The organism is Bombiscardovia coagulans, assembly GCF_002259585.1.
Lineage (GTDB): Bacteria > Actinomycetota > Actinomycetes > Actinomycetales > Bifidobacteriaceae > Bombiscardovia > Bombiscardovia coagulans.
Genome location: NZ_MWWS01000003.1, coordinates 120152 through 137103 on the forward strand (window position 1 = coordinate 120152; position 16952 = coordinate 137103).

A 16952-nucleotide genomic window follows, 5' to 3' on the forward strand; every position below is an offset into this window, starting at 1 on the left:
TCACCACAATCGACTCATAGAGGCCAAAATAGGAAAATCTCCATATTCTGGTGTATGCATACTAGCTCTTGCGGATACATCTAAACTACATTTAGTACCTTGTGCCCCTTACTGAAGGGGCAGATGAGCAGTTTTCTTCTTCCGAGCCATCAAAACATAAGCAGCTGAGATGGCAAGAACTACCGATATGACAACAACAGCAATTATCGGAGAACCGGTTGAAGCAAGCGTTGACTGACCATGCCCTGACTGTGTTTGCCCTAGTTCAGTAGTTTTAGTTGGAACATCTGCTAGGTGCTGAGCCGCATCACTCGAACCCTGCTTCCTATCTACGAGTCCAGGAGCAGCGGGCTTGGGGTCGGTTTGTTGCTGTTGTATGAGTTTTGGTGGAACTGGGTTGGTAGGAACCGGCTGAGGTACAGTTGCTATCTTATTGGGAGCGTATGCCAGAGTATACGTTACAGGAACAGCCCAAAAAGATGAGGGTATCGTTCTGCGCGCTGCATCCAGGTGAACGGTAAGATCTGGCCTCAGTCTGATGAGGGTATAGTTACCGCCAATAGCAGCGGGATTGAGTGTCCACGTATCACTACCACCTACACTAGCTTGAGGCATTTGCGCTGCCACTAGAACAGAATTGTCTTTCTCCATGGTGAACACATAGTCTAATGAACGTATATCCTTGCCTGAACCCTTGATGATGGATATATCCACATAATGAACTTGATCAGCATGTACAATCCCATCTATCTCATTACCAGCTATGTCATACCAATGCACACCCAAACCAAACCCTGCCTGGTGTAAGCTTTGAATACTAGCTCTCAGTTCCTGCCTGTCAAAACTAAGCTTGGACAACTGCTCATGGCTGAGTTGTAGGTTCGGATAGGTGTGCTTATCCAAGGTAAATTCCTGAAGGACAAAAGGACTCGTACCGTCGTTCTGATGAGCAGGTACAGCAGGCTTAAAATCTTGCCCGACTATTGTCTTGAGCTCGGTAAGATCATCAGAGCTGAACTGTGTATTCAAATGAAAATCCACGGAAGCGCTGATATTCGGAGCACTTCCCCCCTGCGGATTACCTGAAGCTGTTGCATTCTCTACTAGCCAACCATTCGGCACGTTAGTGACTTGGATAGCCTTAGGTTTAGCTACTAACTGGTAGTTCGTTTTCATATACGTAAATCCATCAATAGCCTTACCATCTGTAAGAATATTGATACCGGAAAGCTGCTGGTCTACTGGCAATACATGAGCTTGAGCAGACTTAGGTGAAAGACCAAGAAAAATCAATGCTACACATGCACAAGTTGCCGCTAATCCTTTTCCATACTTGTGCTTGCTTAGGTATGTAAGACTCATACATCCACTCCTCAATGTGAATCCACTACTGCCTCAAACCTACATCCTCGTAACTGCTAATACTTACTATCTAGCCTAGTAGCCACATAGGCTTTTATCAAACCAGGAAGTCAATCCTATGAGCGCTGGAACGGCTATATATGGCATGATAGGACAAGCGAGCGCTCTGCCTGACTGGGCTACTAGATACAGTTGACTGCATGAAGATTGACATAGTATCTGTGTTTCCTGAATTCTTCGAGGTTGCTCAACTGAGCCTCCTAGGTAAGGCTCAAGATAAGGGGATACTTCAAGTACAAGCGCATAATCTACGCGACTGGACTCACGATGTACATCACTCAGTTGATGACACACCGGTCGGAGGTGGGGCCGGAATGGTAATGAAAGCTGAGGTATGGGCTGAGTGCTTGGACGATCTCCTTGGACTATCTACGTCTGCACCTACCCAAGCCCAAGGGACTTCGCCTGCGGACGCAACAGGATTCACAGACAGGCAGCCCGTACTCATTTTCCCTAACCCTTCAGCACCCCTCTTTACTCAGTCTGCCGCCAGTGAGCTCAGCCAGGCCGAACACCTCATTTTTGGCTGCGGCCGCTATGAAGGCTATGATGCCCGCATTCCTACGTACTATCGAAGGCAAGGTATTCAAACTCGCGAGTACTCCATTGGTGATTACATACTGAACGGCGGTGAAGCAGCCGTGGCCGTTATGGTAGAAGCCATCACCCGCTTAATCCCAGGTTTTATGGGCAATCCCAATTCCATCATAGAAGAATCCTATACGGGAGACGAATCTCTCTTGGAATATCGCCAATATACTCGCCCCAGTTCTTGGCGCGGCATAGAAGTACCATCCATCCTAACCTCTGGAGACCACGGTAAAGTCGATCGTTTCCGGCGCGATGAATCCCTAGAACTCACCTCAAGAATCCGCCCCGATCTCATTGAGCACCTTGACTGTAACCGTCTCGATATTAAGGATAAAAACAAACTCCGTGACTTAGGTTGGAATGTCGATGGATCTCATCCCCGGCATGGCACGCAAGGGCGTTCCCACTTATAGGTTTCCACCCATAAGCTATTTCTTGCCCAGTAGCAACGTTTGTAAGGAAGTCATGCCAATAGAACCAGGTAAACAGTCACTCACATTCGATGTAGTAGATGACTGTTTCCCCATAGGTCTTTGCCTGGCTGACACCCCATCCTTGAGGTGACTGAGGTGGTTGGGAGCGTGTAGAACGTTCAAGTATGACGATTGATTCCGTGGTTACCAGACCTGAACTGATCAATTTTTCGAGAATAGTATCACACTCTTGTGAGTCCACATCGTATGGCGGATCCATAAAGATCACGTCAAAGGTTTGAGCACTTGCATGAGCTGTCCCTTCTGGTGAAACAGCTCGTGGCTCCTTCATAGATTCCAGGTAACGATCGACAGGAAGGGATACCACCTGGGCGTAGTCAGTAGCAGTCCAGGAGGGTGCAGCTTTAAGCTCCTTCAAGGTGCGAGAGAGGAGGGCAGCTGCCTTGCGGGAAGATTCTACTGATACCAAGCTAGTAGCGCCTCGTGAAAGCGCTTCAAAGCCAAGCGCCCCTGTCCCAGCGAATAAGTCAAGAACCCTGGCATTCTCTAACACAGACCAAGCATCCAAATGCGAAAAAATAGCTTCTTTGGTTCGATCGGTGGTAGGCCTTGTTCCCTGTAGCGCTGATGGTATAAGCAAACCTTTGAATCTGCCGGCGATAACACGCATATTGGGCCTGCCTTGATAAGAGCGTATATGAACTTGCCCTATTGTAAACTTGCGTCCAGCCAACCTGTAGATGGTGTTTTATACCGCCCAGCTGTTTGACCGCTTATGAAAATCTCAGGTTGACGTAAGGAAAGTTTCGTTACCCCGAACGAAGTCAAGAACTGCACCAGCAAGCTGGACCTCATCCCCTAACTCCGGATCAGAAGTCAACAGGGTCTGGGCATCCTGCCGAGCGTCAGTGATCAGTTTAGCGTCCGTCACTACTCGCAGAAGTTTGAGGGAAGAACGACCTCCAGACTGTGCATCACCAAGTACATCACCGGCCCCACGTAATTCGATATCAGCCTGAGCAATTTCAGCACCGTCCGTAGACTTGCGAATAACTTCTAACCGGCTGGCTGCTAATGAATCAGGATCTGCCCGAGAAACCATAAATGCCCAACTATGCGTACCACCACGACCCACTCGCCCCCGCAACTGATGAAGCTGGGACAGCCCGAAACGATCAGCATCAAAAACTACAACAACTGAGGCCTGCGGCACATCCACACCAACTTCAATCACCGTAGTAGCTACCAGCACCGGAGTTTTTCCTGATGAGAAGTCGGCCATGACCTGTGTTTTCGTCTCATCATCATCCTGACCAGTAAGCGTAGCTATCGCAATATCTTGGAACTGGGGCAAACTAGACAGGCGGCGGCTCATTTCCTTCACAGAGTGCAAAGGCACTTGCGATTGACTGTCTTTATCCTCAACATATTGGGGCGCATACGGGTCCATGGCAATGAAATCATCGGCAGGGACTTGCAAAGCGTTACTGGCAGCCTTTGTAGCTAGCCGCTGAGTATTGCTACTGGCCTGCCCAGCATCATCTTCCCCGTCACTAATTCTGGGGCAGACGATATATGCTCGTTCACCCGCCTGCACCCGCTGGTGGATAAGCCAGAACATGTTGCCCATAGTAGTCGAATCTACTTCTGGAACAATGAATGTCTGTATCGGCTTACGCCCGCCTGGCAATTCAGTCAACTCTGAAATATCTAAATCACCAAACCACGTCATTGCTGCCGTTCGTGGGATTGGAGTAGCAGTCATCACTAACAGGTGAGGCGACTTTTCTGACTTGCGTCGTAACGTTTCTCTCTGCTCAACACCAAAACGATGCTGTTCATCAATAACCACCAACGCTAAGTGGGGAGCTTGGAAGGTCTTAGAAAATGCGGCATGAGTTGCAACAACTATACAAGGTTGTCCTGAGGCTATAAGAGAAAGCACCCGACGACGCTCCGCCAACCTCATTCCACCGGTAAGTAACACTAAAGGTACGGGAGATGGCTTGTCGGTTGAGGTCTGCAAACGTAAACCTTGTATCATGCGACCAATTGACTCGACATGTTGCTCAGCGAGCACCTGAGTGGGCGCCACTAATACCGCCTGATATCCTGCGTCGACAGCCTGGAGCATAGCAGCCAGAGCCACTACAGTTTTACCAGAACCAACTTCGCCCTGTAACAGCCGCTGCATAGGATACTGCCGAGCCATATCTTGGTATATCTGTTGGATGACTACCTGTTGCCCTTGCGTAAGCTGAAAAGGCAAGGAGTCAATAAAGCGTGCGGACAAACTACTGGCTTTTGGTTCTGGACAGGTGTATGTTGTAACATCTCTTGCTTGGTACTTGCTCCGCAAAAGTGCTGTCTGAGCAACAAGCGCTTCTTCAAAGCGCAGAGTATTCACCGCAGCACGAAAATCCTCAACTCGGTTGGGAGTATGCATGTCCAACAAAGCCTGAGACCGATGAAGTAGCCCCCTGCTAACCCGCAGCTTTTCAGGCACAATATCTGGAACAGCTGCCGCAAAAGCTTCACTGTCAATAACCTGGCTTGGCTCTTGGTCTGCATCTGTGCTTTCCCCAATCGTTTGCGTTGACGCTTCGAGATTGTGCCCCTCCACAGCCAGCGCAAGCATGCGCATGATAGAGACGATGGTGTCGTGGATATGATCCGAAGAAATACGAGAGTTGGCATGGTAGACAGGTCGCGGGCGAGAAACTTTAGATAAAGCCTGTGCCACGCTCTCTGCATCTGGACGGATAGATGTCGACAGAACAGTATGCTGTTGATCATCGCTCACCTGAGGTGCTACCACCAGTACCTCAGGGTGAGTGAACTGTAGTTGATCGTTAAACGTGCTTGGCTCTCCGCCAATCACAACGGTTGTTCCAACCTGCAACCGCAGGTTCATCCAGTCTATATAGGATTTACGATGCGAAAAGAAAACAAGCTTAGCTGATCGAGCTACCATACCGCCCGTAGTATCAAAGTCACTATCTTCTACAGATACCTCCAGCCGAAATCCTCGGCGTACGCCCATTGAAACAACTCGCATCTGCTCTACACGAGCAACACAAGCAACTGGAGAACCTAGCGTAATTTGGGATATTGTGCGGACCGGAAGCGGATCAGTAACCCTGAAAGGATAATACGTCAGGGCATCAGCAATAGTGATAATGCCTAGTGATTTTAAGGCACTAACCCGGCGCTTATTCGTCATCAGAGATGACACTGTACTCTGTAAAGACAGTCCTTCTCCAGTTGACATACACGTCCTCCTCTTGCTTCCGACTATATCGGAAGGCTAGGAAGCTTTGAGACAGAAAGATACACAAAGGCCTCTAGAGCACTGCCCTAGAGGCCTTTACCATATATCGCCCGTATTTCAGGCTGCTACGCGCTGCACCTTGCCAGCCTTCAGGCACTTGACACAGACGCGAACATGTACATTCTCGCCGTCAATAGTGGTGTGCACCGACTGCAGGTTGGGGCGGAAGACGCGCTTATTGCGGATATGTGAATGAGAAACACTGTAACCAGAGCGCGGGCCTTTGCCGCACACTGCGCAACGAGCTGCCATGATGACTCCCTTTGACGTCGTTCTTCCAAGTCCTACCGTGTGTTCTCTTAAGAGCTCTATGCGCTGCACGAACACACAACTTGTCTAAGATACCACAATTCCTAGCACTTGACAAGCTCAGTATGTATTACCGCTTATTAGAGTACACGCATCCACGGTCAGATCACTCCATACCAATCGATCAAACTGGAGTATTGCCAACTTGCCCCCGTCACCAGTGCAGTTACAGAAACGCCCGAAGCAGTCATTCATGACTGACTCCGGGCATACAGAACTGCTCAACCTTGGACTACCAGAACTTACGCAAGGAGTTCAGCTGAAGCAAACTGACTGTTGTAAAGGTCTGCATAGAAACCATCTTGCTTGAGCAATTCCTCATGCGTACCGCGTTCAATAATACGACCGTGGTTCATGACTAAAATCATATCCGCATCACGAATAGTCGACAGTCTATGCGCAATTACAAAAGACGTGCGGCCTCGACTCAAAGCATCCATGGCTTTTTGGATAAGTTCCTCAGTACGGGTGTCCACTGAGGAAGTAGCTTCATCCAAAATCAGAATCGGTGCATTTTGTACCATGGCGCGAGCAATCGTCAGCAGCTGCTTCTGCCCTTGAGAAAGTGAGGAGTCGTCAGATAGCACCGTATCATAACCTTGCGGGAGAGTACGGATAAAGTGATCCAGTCCCACTGCCTTGCAAGCTTCTACTACTTGCTCATCACTGACACCTTGCTTATCATAAATAATATTTTCTTTGACGGTACCACAGAAAACCCAAGTATCTTGCAAAACCATAGAGAACTGATCATGGACATTCCAACGAGGTAGGTCCCGGGTAGAAATTCCATCAATGCGAATGTCTCCAGAATCTGCCTCATAGAACCGCATCAGCAAACTAACCATGGTCGACTTTCCAGCTCCTGTAGGACCAACAAGAGCTATCTTTTGCCCCGGTTGAGCCTCGGCTGTGAAATCATGGATGACAGGATGCTTACCGTCGTAGGAGAAGTTCACATGATTGAACTCTACGTGACCCTGTACTGGAGCAGCATGAGCACCTGCGGCAGCACCTAAGAGCGCAGGTTTGCTGGATTCATCTTCCATTTCGGGTTCATCGAGGAAGTCAAACACACGTTCCGAAGCGGCAGCTGTACGCTGGAGGTTCTGGAAGGCTTGAGCAAACTGACTCAAAGGCTGAGTAAATAGCCTAATGTACATCATAAAGGCCACAATCACACCGAATGATATGCTGCCATTGAGAACTAAAGCGGCACCGACTACGCACACGGCAACATAGCCAAAGTTACCAACAAAATTCATTAACGGCATCATGAGTGAAGACAGGAATTGGGATTTCCATCCAGAATCGTACAGATCATCGTTATAGCGTTCAAACTCTGCAATAGAGTCCTCTTCACCCGAGTATGCTTTAACGATGATATGACCGGTATACATTTCTTCTACATGCCCATTAACATCACCAAGGGCAACCTGCTGGCGTACGAAATACTTCTGTGAAATAGCCATGATTACCATCATCAATATACCCCCGATGACAGCTGCTCCTATGGCCACAAGCGTCAAAATCACGTTATTGGCAAACATCATAATCAGGGAACCCACAAAGGTAGTGATAGAAATAACAAGCGAACCTAAGCTCTGGCCTAAGGTCTGTCCTATGGCGTCTACATCGTTCGTAATGCGAGAAAGAACATCCCCATACGAGACCTTATCAAAATACTTAAGAGGCAGCTTATTGATTTTATGAGAAATTGCCTCACGCAGACCTTGTGAGATACGTTGTGTAGTAGTAGCCATAATCCACGACTGCACATACGTCAGGAGAGCATATCCCAGGTAGAGGCCAACAAGAATAAAGCAAAGGTGCTCTACGTATTGCAAATCAATAGAGCCCGCTATAGGGCGCCCGTGAACTACCGCCGGTAATCCATGAGCGATAGCATTGGTCACATCTTTCAGTTTGTCAGGGCCGATAATCTGGCAAGCAGCCCCAACTCCACCAAAAATGAAAGCTACAATTACTGCCGGCAGATAGCGACGAGAGAACTGGGCCAACTGTTTCATAGCTCCACCAAAGCTCTCTGGACGCTCTACCACTCCTCGAGAAGGTCCGTGTCCCCGTCCAGCTGGACTGGCAACTGACCCAGAATGTGGTGAACTCATAGTCATTAACTCCTTGAAAAAGTACTACGTCTACACGCCAGGGCACGCCTGGCTCCAATTTAGGGTCTTACGCTGCCAGTTCTTTTTCAGTCAGCTGGCTCCTGGCAATTTGCTGATACACTTCACAAGATTTCAGCAATTGTTTATGAGTGCCCTTACCGACAACCTTGCCTTGGTCTAAGACCACGATTTCGTCAGCGTCCATGATGGTGCCAATCCTTTGAGCAACAATCATGGTAGTGGTACCCTTCATTTGCGTTTTGAGAGCATCACGCACTGCACGGTCAGTTTTGAAGTCAAGTGCTGAGAAAGAATCGTCGAAAATTAAAATTTCAGGCTTACGCCACAGGGCTCTTGCAATTGAAAGTCGCTGCTTCTGCCCTCCGGAGACATTTGAACCACCCTGCGCAATTGCTGCACGGTATGTTCCAGGCATGTCGGCCACAAACTCTTGCGCTTGGGCAACCTGCACAGCTTCTTTTACCCCATCCAATTTTTCTTGCTCATCAACATTTTTGGCCTTATCACCATATGCCACATTGGATTCGACCGTACCCCGGAACATCAAAGATTGTTGGGGAACATAGCCAATCTTGTCCCGCAAATCTTTGACTTTATAGTCGCGCACATCAACGCCATCAACCATAACCTGACCAGAAGATACATCAGCGAAACGGGGAACGAGGTTAATGAGAGTTGATTTACCTGAACCAGTAGAACCTATAAAAGCTATAGTCTGACCTTTCTTGACTTCAAAGTCTACGTGCTCCAAGATTGGAGCAGATGCACCATGGTAGGTAAAAGATACATCACGGAAGACCACACTGCCATCTTGGTCAGGCTTACCTGAAGATTCACTACCATCCACAATAGTAAGCTTGGTGTCAAGTACTTCCATAATGCGTTGCGCAGAAACATCAGCACGAGGCCACAGCACAAATACCATACTCATCAGAAGGAAGCTCATAATTACCTGAACTGCGTATGAAGAGAAAACCACCATATTGCCGAAAAGGGTTATTTTATCCATTAAGTTGGCAGCATTGATAAGGTAGGCACCGATCCAATAAACAGCTAACATAAGTCCGTTCATAATAGTGTTCATCAACGGCATCATCAGGCTCATAGCTCGAGTCGTAGAAAGCTGTGTATTCGTTAACTCACTATTAGCTTTGGTGAACTTGTCCTCTTGATAGTGTTCAGCATTGTAGGCGCGCACAACCTTCAAACCGGTCAAGTTCTCGCGGGCTACTTGGTTAATATTGTCAGTTAAGCGCTGCATCCGTTTAAACTTGGGCATCACAAAAAGCATGAGCAAAAATACAGAAACCAAAAGAATAGCCACAGCAATTCCCGTAGTTACTGTCCATTCAAATCCCTTGCCTGCGATTTTACAAACTGCCCAGACTGCCATAATAGGAGCCTTGATGAGCATCATCAGGCCCATGGTAATGAACATTTGTACCTGAGTTACATCGTTTGTTGAGCGGGTTATCAAGGAAGCTGTAGAAAAGTGGCTGAGTTCTTCACGAGAAAAAGACTCCACCTTAGCAAACTCTAACGAGCGAAGAGTCTGGGAAAAGGAAGATGCTACACGTGTTGCAAAGTATGAAGTAATAATCGCACAAACCAGAGAAAGGAAGGATACCATGAGCATTTTGCCTCCGGCCTTCCAAACCTCGCTCATTTGACTACCAGGCGTCTCCACCAATTCGGTTATGTCTGACATGTAGTCAGGCAGCTTAAGGTCTAGCCAAACTTGGCCAACGATAAAGGCAATCACCACAAACAGCTGACCGACCTCACCCTTGGAAAGATATCGACAAATTCGTATCATGCTCGTTGTTCCTTTAACTTTCTTGGTAAGCAGTAGATTGCTTATATCTTTTACTAGACCAGCTATGTGTCTGTACCCTTCAAATAGACGCTAGCTATACATCTCCGTGCAACTCATAAGGTGATGAAATGGTTTGGTATTGCAGCCGAACACTTGTCATGCCCACAAAATGTACCCTGCCCAAACCACCTGTTGAAAGGAAAGTAGTAGATCCTCCGCCCATCACTCAAGTTGAAGTTGAACAAGTTGCTGCTTGCTTAACACGCATTTGGAATCTTTGCCCTGAACACTGCACAAAAAAAGAACACAGACGAATAAATTCTTGGGTTTGTGCTTTCCCCATCTGCTCAAAGATCCAGCAAATATCTTCTTGCATCATACTATGTGCAGCCTGATTCCGCTGACTACCGGATTCAGTGATAACAACATGCACGTTACGGCGATCCTGTTCATCGCCAGATCGGCGCACTAATCCTTTCTCCTCCAGTGACTTCAAAAGTGAAGAAACCCTGCCAGAACTCAAGCCCACTAATTGAGACAGTTGCGAAGGCGTAAGACTACCAGATTGTTCCAATACTCGCAGAATAACCGCTTCCCCCCGCATAGAACGGTCTACCTGATCCGGAATCATTCCCCTGTGCTTCATGACTAGCTGTGACAGTTCTTCAAAAGCTTCCTGCGCGTATGTCAATCCTATACCTCCCACAAACATAGCCATTAACGTCTGCCCTATACACTTTATCTTCTACCCAAAGTTATTTTGAATAGAAGATATTATTTCACAATTACTACACAATAGGCTCCTCGTTCTCTGCGGAAAGCAAGGAGCCTATTGAGTATTCAAGGGTAATTAGTCAGCTTCAGGCACCCTGTGGGGTAAATCAACAGCATCACTGTCAGTAATTTCACGAACCACTTTGCAGGGGGTACCGACCGCCAGAGAGTGGGGAGGGATATCATGAGTCACGACAGAACCGGCACCGATAACTGACCCCTCACCAATTGTGACACCGCCTGTGACTGTCACATTAGCAGCAAGCCAGCAGTTAGAACCTATAGTGATAGGAGCACCGTACTCATAGTCAAAGAGGGATCCATCAGCTGCCTTGCGTAAGTTACGATCCTGCCAGCGTAATGGATGAAGGGGCGTCATAATCGACACGTTAGGCCCCATCATCACGTCGTCCCCAATCGTAACTGGGCACACATCCAATACCGTAAAGTTAAAATTAGCAAAGACACGGTTTCCAATAGTCGTAAAAATGCCGTAGTCAAAGTAGACTGGCCCTAAAATCTCACTATAGGCCCCCATATGAGGTACAAGCTGCTTCATAATCGCCGCCCTCTCTTCCCGAGAGGTTTCAGGCAAAGAATTGTACTGACGGCAGAGTTCATGGGCTTTATCCCGCAAGGATCCCAATTCGGGCGACGCAGCATTATAAAACTCCCCAGCCAGCATACGTTCACGCTCACTACGTTCCCCTCGTAGATTTCCCTTATCTAGTTCACTCATTATGATGTCCCTTCATGCTTGACAACTTACTCCAGTAACCACTGTAGCGGAGATTTGTTGCTGCAAGCGAGATAATACCAGTAAAATGCAAGCTATATTACAGGATTCGTTAACTCACGAAACAGTCTACCAACTATGATTATGAGTACAGGTTCCTGTCGTCAGTCAAACGTTGAGGAGAGCACTCATGCGATACTGCACCTATGATTACTTGCCCGCTCAGGCCCGGTTGATTCGAGAGCAGGTATTTGTAGACGAACAGGGGTTTCACGATGAATACGATCACATAGATGACCTCTGCCAGCATTTACTCGCTTTTGCTTCACCCAACGATTGGGTAAAACTAGAACACGCGAACATGACAGTGGACCAGAGCACAGATGGTCCTGTCGCTATCGCCACTAGTCGCTTTTTTGCAAGCACCCCCAAGGGCGAACCTCTCCCCCAAGACCAGGCTTCCCATGCCACAATTTATACCATTGGCCGAGTAGCTGTTGACAAAGCTTGGCGGGGGCTGCATTGTGGCGCACAGGTCTTAGCAGCAACAGAAGCAGCTATTCGCCAGCGCGGAGGGCGAACAGCAATACTCCACGCTCAGGAACAGGCGAAAGACTTTTACACCAAGCAAGGCTACCAAGTTATAGGAGAGCGTGACTACGATCAGCATTGTCCTCATGTGTGGATGAGTAAAGACCTCGATTGAGCACTTTCATAAGCAAACGACTTAGACCTCAAGCCGAAAGCAACAAACACAAATCTCAGAAAGAGAGAGCATGAGCCACACCTTACTCATAGCATCAGATTCAGATCACTCGACCATCCAATTGGGTGATTTTGTCTTAAACTGGTTCAGCCACAATACTTGGCGCATTCTGCTTTTTGTCATAGTGATGCTTGGAGCCGGTCTAGCCTCACGTTTCGTCTCTGTTGTTATGCGTCGCACCTTAGAACACACTGCAATACCATCTGCATCTATTTTTATCAACATCGTTAAGGTGGTTATTTGGATCTTCGCAGCAGCTTGCGTACTTCAACCAGTCTTTGGCATAAATCCAACTACTGTGGCGACAGCATTAGGTGTCTCTGGATTAGCCTTATCTCTAGGTCTCAAAGACACGATTGCCAATATCGTCGGTGGTTTTGGCCTCATGCTGAGCAAGGTAATTCAACCAGGAGATATTATTTCAATACAAGGGATCACAGGCACAGTCAAGGACATCAATTGGCGTAACACGATAGTTGTTGACCGTACCGGCAACGAAATGTGGATACCGAACTCAGTACTCAATACCACAGCTCTCGAAAAGATTCCCAGTGCAGGAGAAGCCGTAGCTATTGTTAGCTTTACCGTACGAGGCAGCGAAAATCTGGACACTTGCGCTCAGCAAATAAAGAAGACCGTAGAGCATTCCACCAAAACACTCATGATGCCAGGGAATCCCCCCATCGTTCAATTCCAAGGCTTCTCACCTTACGGAGTAAATGGCAAAGTAGTCATGTTTGCTAAACACGGTGTTGTTGCAGCTGACATGCAAGATGCCGCCACACGCGCCTTAGCTGGACAACCATATCTGGTGCAAGACACTACTCGTCTCTTGCGCGAAGAGGATGCACAACATTAATAAGACCATTACTCCAACACCAACCGGAGCAACAACTTGACTTATACCTATCCGTCTAAGCTACAGAGTCCATTAGTTTACCTACAGCTGTCAGCAATAGGGCACAGTTGCCATGTTATACAGCAAAGAATGCTTGCAGCACATGGGGACCCATCTTACTGGTTACACAACCACTTACACATGCAGGTACCTTATGCTCCCGCCCACAACCCACAGTAGCCTGAATCGGTAGGTGCTTTTTCTCAGCAAGCCCATTATCCTCAATACAAGCAAGACTTATGGCAACAGAAAGCGTGCAGTACACCCACAGTGGCGGGGTTATTCAGCGCAGACACCTTCAATCAGTTGAGTAATGAGGTCACTGTAAGAAATACCTGTAGCCTCCCAAGCCTGGCGGTACATGGAAATAGGCGTAAAACCTGGCATTGTGTTTATTTCATTGACCATGATCTGACCGTCTGGCAGCACGTAGCAATCTACACGACTTAAGCCGCGTCCATCTACAACCTGGAAGGCCTTGGCAGCAATGTGCCGAACCTTTTGCAAGGTCTCTTCTGGCAGTTGAGCTGGCACTTCAACATGAGCAGCAGTCAAGTCCATGTATTTGCTATCAAAATCATAAAAAGCCTCGTCAGAAGGTTTGTCAAGTACAATCTCTCCTGGCCAGGATGTCTGCGGTTGCTCACCTTCAACAGGGTTGAAAACTGCGCATTCAACTTCGCGAGCTTCGATCCCCTCTTCAATCAGTACACGCCAATCATGCTGAGAAGCTTCAAATAGTGCATGAGCTAGGTCCTTCGCGTTCTCTTCTCCTACTTTGGTCACACCAAAGGAAGAACCGGCCCGCGATGGTTTTACAAAGACAGGATACTTAAGTCCAGCCTTGCGCACGAGTCCGACAAGTTCGTCACCAGCCGCTTCAATGGACTCACCACAGGCTACGGTGCGAGCATCCACTGTAATTCCAGGAGCTACAGGTATACCAGCAGACTTGAGCAACACCTTAGTGAAATGCTTATCCATACACACTGCTGAAGCAAGAACAGAGCAACCAACATAAGGTACTCCCATCACCTCCAGGAGTCCTTGAACTGATCCGTCTTCTCCATAGGGGCCGTGTAAAACAGGAAAGACTGCATCAATATGCCCCAATGAAGTCAGTGAAGCACCTTCAGCATGCAGTTCTTGTGGGCTCAAAGCTGCCCGGTATCCAGCTGGTCGTTCGGCGGCAGCCACCAGGGTCTCATGACTACCCGCATAGAAACCATCTCCGGAGCGAGCTATATCGAGTACAAGAGGCTGAGAATGTTCACTCAGTCTGACCTCAGGAAGTTCTCCACTCCCTAAATCCCAGTTACGAGGATCTTCGCCGTTGACAATCCAGATACCATCTCGTGTGATTCCAACAGGAATGGGCTCAAATCGCTCCCTGTCGATAGCTTTGAGGACACCAGCAGCCGAGATACAAGATATGGGGTGCTCATCAGCCTGACCACCATACAAAATCACAACACGCTGTTTTGTCATACGACAATTCTCCTTCTTGAAAGGCCTGCGTCTATTCTTGTTTCACTCACACAACCCAATGAGAAGCAGTTTTAGGTTACTTTGACGATTAAAATCTGCTTATTGTAGCTCTGCGATCAGCATATCACAAACTCAACATGAGCCCTGAGATGTATCCTTATTCCCCAATAATCGGCCCACCGAACAGTTCTGTCACCAGACCAGCACCATCTAATCCCTGATCTAAAACATGGCTCATGGCCGTAGCTAAAGGAGTTGCTACGTGCAAGCTCTGTCCTAATTGCACCACTGCATCAGTAGTAGGGACTCCTTCAGCAACTCCATTACTAGCTAGGGACGCTTCTTCCACACTCATTCCCTTGCCTAAATTAAAACCGAACGTATAGTTACGACTTAAGGAAGAAGCACAGGTAGCTATCAAATCTCCAACCCCTGCCAAACCAGCAAATGTCTTAGCTTGAGCTCCGGCAGCCTGCCCTAACGCCGTCATTTCAGCTAAGCCTCGAGCTTGAATCATGGCAGCGGTATTCTCTCCGTAGCCAGCTCCACGAGACATACCAACAGCGAGCGCAGTTACATTCTTCAGAGATCCACACAATTCTAGTCCAACAACATCAGATGAGACGAACGGTTTAAAATAAGCCGTTTCGCACGCATTAGCAACTGTTAATGCTGTCTGTTCACTACTAGAAGCCACAACAGTTGCTGAAGGCTGCCGGGCAGCAACTTCTTTACTTAAATTAGGACCAGATACAGCTGCAAACCGATCAAGTGGTAGTCCCAAAACTTCCGTGACTACCTGATCCATGCGTTGACCAGTTTGGCGCTCAATGCCCTTCATGAGAGAAACAACGATAGTGGAGCTGTGCATGAACGCTTTGAAAGGCTCAAGAGCTTCGCGGGCATGCTGAGCGGCTATGGCCACTACAACGATCTCAGCACATGCAACAGCACTCTGCCGATCAGATGTAGCTCTTACATTATCGGGCAAACGCTCAATACTAGGCATACGTCTAGGATTTCTGTGTTCTTGATTGATAGAGTTCACAGACTCAGGATCAATGTCCCACATGGTAACCTGGTTACCCGCATCAGCTAGCACTTGCCCAAAAGTAGTACCCCATGCGCCTGCTCCCAGCACCGCAATATTCATCTTGCTGCTCCTTGGATCTTATGTCAACGTTCTTTGAAACCAGATAACAAACACCGCTGTCTGCACTGGGCAAACTCAAGCAAAACTATCCTAAGCCCACAGACGCAAGCCATCAAGTAAGAGCGCGTTGCGGGCGAGGCCTGCGGCTCATTGAGGGATAGTCGAAGTACCCTTCAACTGGTGGTTCACTGGCACGAATTTCCGCCATGATAACTTCCATTCGATCCCTCAACCGCTGACATAGTTCATCTACTACTTCCTTGGGAGGTTCCTGCCCCCAAGTATCCATGTCTTCCAAGAGATCCGAGTAATCTAAAGCATGGTCAAAGCAGGTCACCACGTTTTTCCGTGGCCATGGCCACCAATGGTTGATTGAAGCAGCTCCCCAAGTCACACAAGGATAGAGAGGCACCATATAACCAAGAATGCGGGATGACTTCAGTGCAATAACACCAACTCCTGGCTTGAACGACATCGGCCACTTCAGTGGATCCCGCGTAACAGTACCCTCCGGCCAGATAGTCAGCGGGCGACCAGACGTAACAATATTGATGGACTCAGCCTCAATCTGCTGTGCCAAACCCGAGCGCCTCGGCACAGGTTGCATCCCTACCCACTGGAACCATTTACCAATGACTGGCCAGCGTCCCATTTCAGCTTTTGCCATAAACCGCGGACGCCGCCCCAGGTGGAAAAGAGCCATCATAGGTACAAACACATCAAACTGAGTCACGTGGGTTGCCGCAGTAATAAAAGTACCAGTTTCAGGCACCTGCTCTAGTCCCCAAGCGTATGTCTTGCAAGAGGCCCGCATCACCTCAGATACACCAGCTAATAGCCTGGCTGTAGCTTTCGGATTCTGCTCATCTATTTCAGCTTGATTCGGCTTCCTTGGACCAGTGGGGTAATAACGAGTGGGATCCACCAAATGATGGACTCTCCCCAGTCTCTCAACTTGCTGGTTGGAAAGAGGGTCAACTGCCGAGCGAGGTGAAGGTTTACCTTTCGATACCATACTTCTATTGTGCCTCAGGTGTTGACCGCTACCAAACCAATACTACAATCTGCCAGCAGCAAATTTCTT

General features: G+C 48.1%; 14 protein-coding genes. 3 read left to right on the top strand and 11 right to left on the bottom strand.

Features of this window, described 5'->3' with window-relative positions:
• Nucleotides 1-108: 108 nt before the first annotated feature.
• A complete protein-coding gene (locus BOCO_RS01420; protein WP_094722327.1) occupies nt 109-1362 on the bottom strand; it encodes a hypothetical protein in 1254 nt (417 codons plus the stop codon).
• Between the two features lie 200 nt (nt 1363-1562).
• On the opposite strand from BOCO_RS01420, the gene trmD reads away from it, so the two are divergent.
• Nucleotides 1563-2426, top strand: coding sequence for a tRNA (guanosine(37)-N1)-methyltransferase TrmD (gene trmD / locus BOCO_RS01425; RefSeq protein ID WP_094722328.1), 864 nt, complete (start codon nt 1563-1565; stop codon nt 2424-2426).
• Nucleotides 2427-2502: 76 nt separating this feature from the next.
• On the opposite strand, the gene rsmD is transcribed toward trmD, so the two are convergent.
• From rsmD to BOCO_RS01460, 7 genes are all read right to left on the bottom strand, one after another.
• Nucleotides 2503-3117, bottom strand: coding sequence for a 16S rRNA (guanine(966)-N(2))-methyltransferase RsmD (rsmD, locus tag BOCO_RS01430; RefSeq protein ID WP_094722329.1), 615 nt, complete (start codon nt 3115-3117; stop codon nt 2503-2505).
• A 114-nt stretch (nt 3118-3231) separates the two neighbouring features.
• The gene (locus tag BOCO_RS01435; protein ID WP_094722330.1) at nt 3232-5718 is read right to left on the bottom strand and encodes an ATP-dependent DNA helicase RecG; all 2487 of its coding nucleotides are present in this window, start codon (nt 5716-5718) and stop codon (nt 3232-3234) included.
• Nucleotides 5719-5835: 117 nt separating this feature from the next.
• Nucleotides 5836-6030, bottom strand: a complete 195-nt coding sequence (rpmB, locus tag BOCO_RS01440; protein ID WP_094722331.1) for a 50S ribosomal protein L28 — start codon at nt 6028-6030, stop codon at nt 5836-5838.
• A 299-nt stretch (nt 6031-6329) separates the two neighbouring features.
• Nucleotides 6330-8216, bottom strand: a complete 1887-nt coding sequence (locus BOCO_RS01445) for an ABC transporter ATP-binding protein (protein ID WP_094722332.1) — start codon at nt 8214-8216, stop codon at nt 6330-6332.
• Between the two features lie 67 nt (nt 8217-8283).
• Complete coding sequence (locus BOCO_RS01450; protein WP_094722333.1) at nt 8284-10053, bottom strand: ABC transporter ATP-binding protein; 1770 nt, start codon at nt 10051-10053, stop codon at nt 8284-8286.
• Between the two features lie 226 nt (nt 10054-10279).
• Nucleotides 10280-10771, bottom strand: a complete 492-nt coding sequence (locus BOCO_RS01455; RefSeq protein WP_094722334.1) for a MarR family winged helix-turn-helix transcriptional regulator — start codon at nt 10769-10771, stop codon at nt 10280-10282.
• 132 nt (nt 10772-10903) lie between these two features.
• Complete coding sequence (locus BOCO_RS01460) at nt 10904-11566, bottom strand: sugar O-acetyltransferase (RefSeq protein ID WP_094722335.1); 663 nt, start codon at nt 11564-11566, stop codon at nt 10904-10906.
• A gap of 187 nt (nt 11567-11753) precedes the next feature.
• Here BOCO_RS01460 and BOCO_RS01465 point away from each other — a divergent pair, with 187 nt between their 5' ends.
• Together BOCO_RS01465 and BOCO_RS01470 are read left to right on the top strand one after the other, a co-directional pair.
• Nucleotides 11754-12269 (top strand): GNAT family N-acetyltransferase, encoded by a 516-nt coding sequence (locus BOCO_RS01465; RefSeq protein WP_094722336.1) that lies wholly within the window; start codon nt 11754-11756, stop codon nt 12267-12269.
• A gap of 70 nt (nt 12270-12339) precedes the next feature.
• Entirely contained in the window at nt 12340-13188 is an 849-nt protein-coding gene (locus tag BOCO_RS01470; protein WP_094722337.1) for a mechanosensitive ion channel family protein, read from the top strand.
• 318 nt (nt 13189-13506) lie between these two features.
• On the opposite strand, the gene BOCO_RS01475 is transcribed toward BOCO_RS01470, so the two are convergent.
• From BOCO_RS01475 to BOCO_RS01485, 3 genes are all read right to left on the bottom strand, one after another.
• The gene (locus BOCO_RS01475; protein ID WP_094722338.1) at nt 13507-14715 is read right to left on the bottom strand and encodes a D-alanine--D-alanine ligase family protein; all 1209 of its coding nucleotides are present in this window, start codon (nt 14713-14715) and stop codon (nt 13507-13509) included.
• Nucleotides 14716-14872: 157 nt separating this feature from the next.
• Nucleotides 14873-15868 (bottom strand): NAD(P)H-dependent glycerol-3-phosphate dehydrogenase, encoded by a 996-nt coding sequence (locus tag BOCO_RS01480; RefSeq protein WP_094722339.1) that lies wholly within the window; start codon nt 15866-15868, stop codon nt 14873-14875.
• Between the two features lie 112 nt (nt 15869-15980).
• A complete protein-coding gene (locus BOCO_RS01485; RefSeq protein ID WP_094722340.1) occupies nt 15981-16883 on the bottom strand; it encodes a lysophospholipid acyltransferase family protein in 903 nt (300 codons plus the stop codon).
• Nucleotides 16884-16952 lie beyond the last annotated feature (69 nt).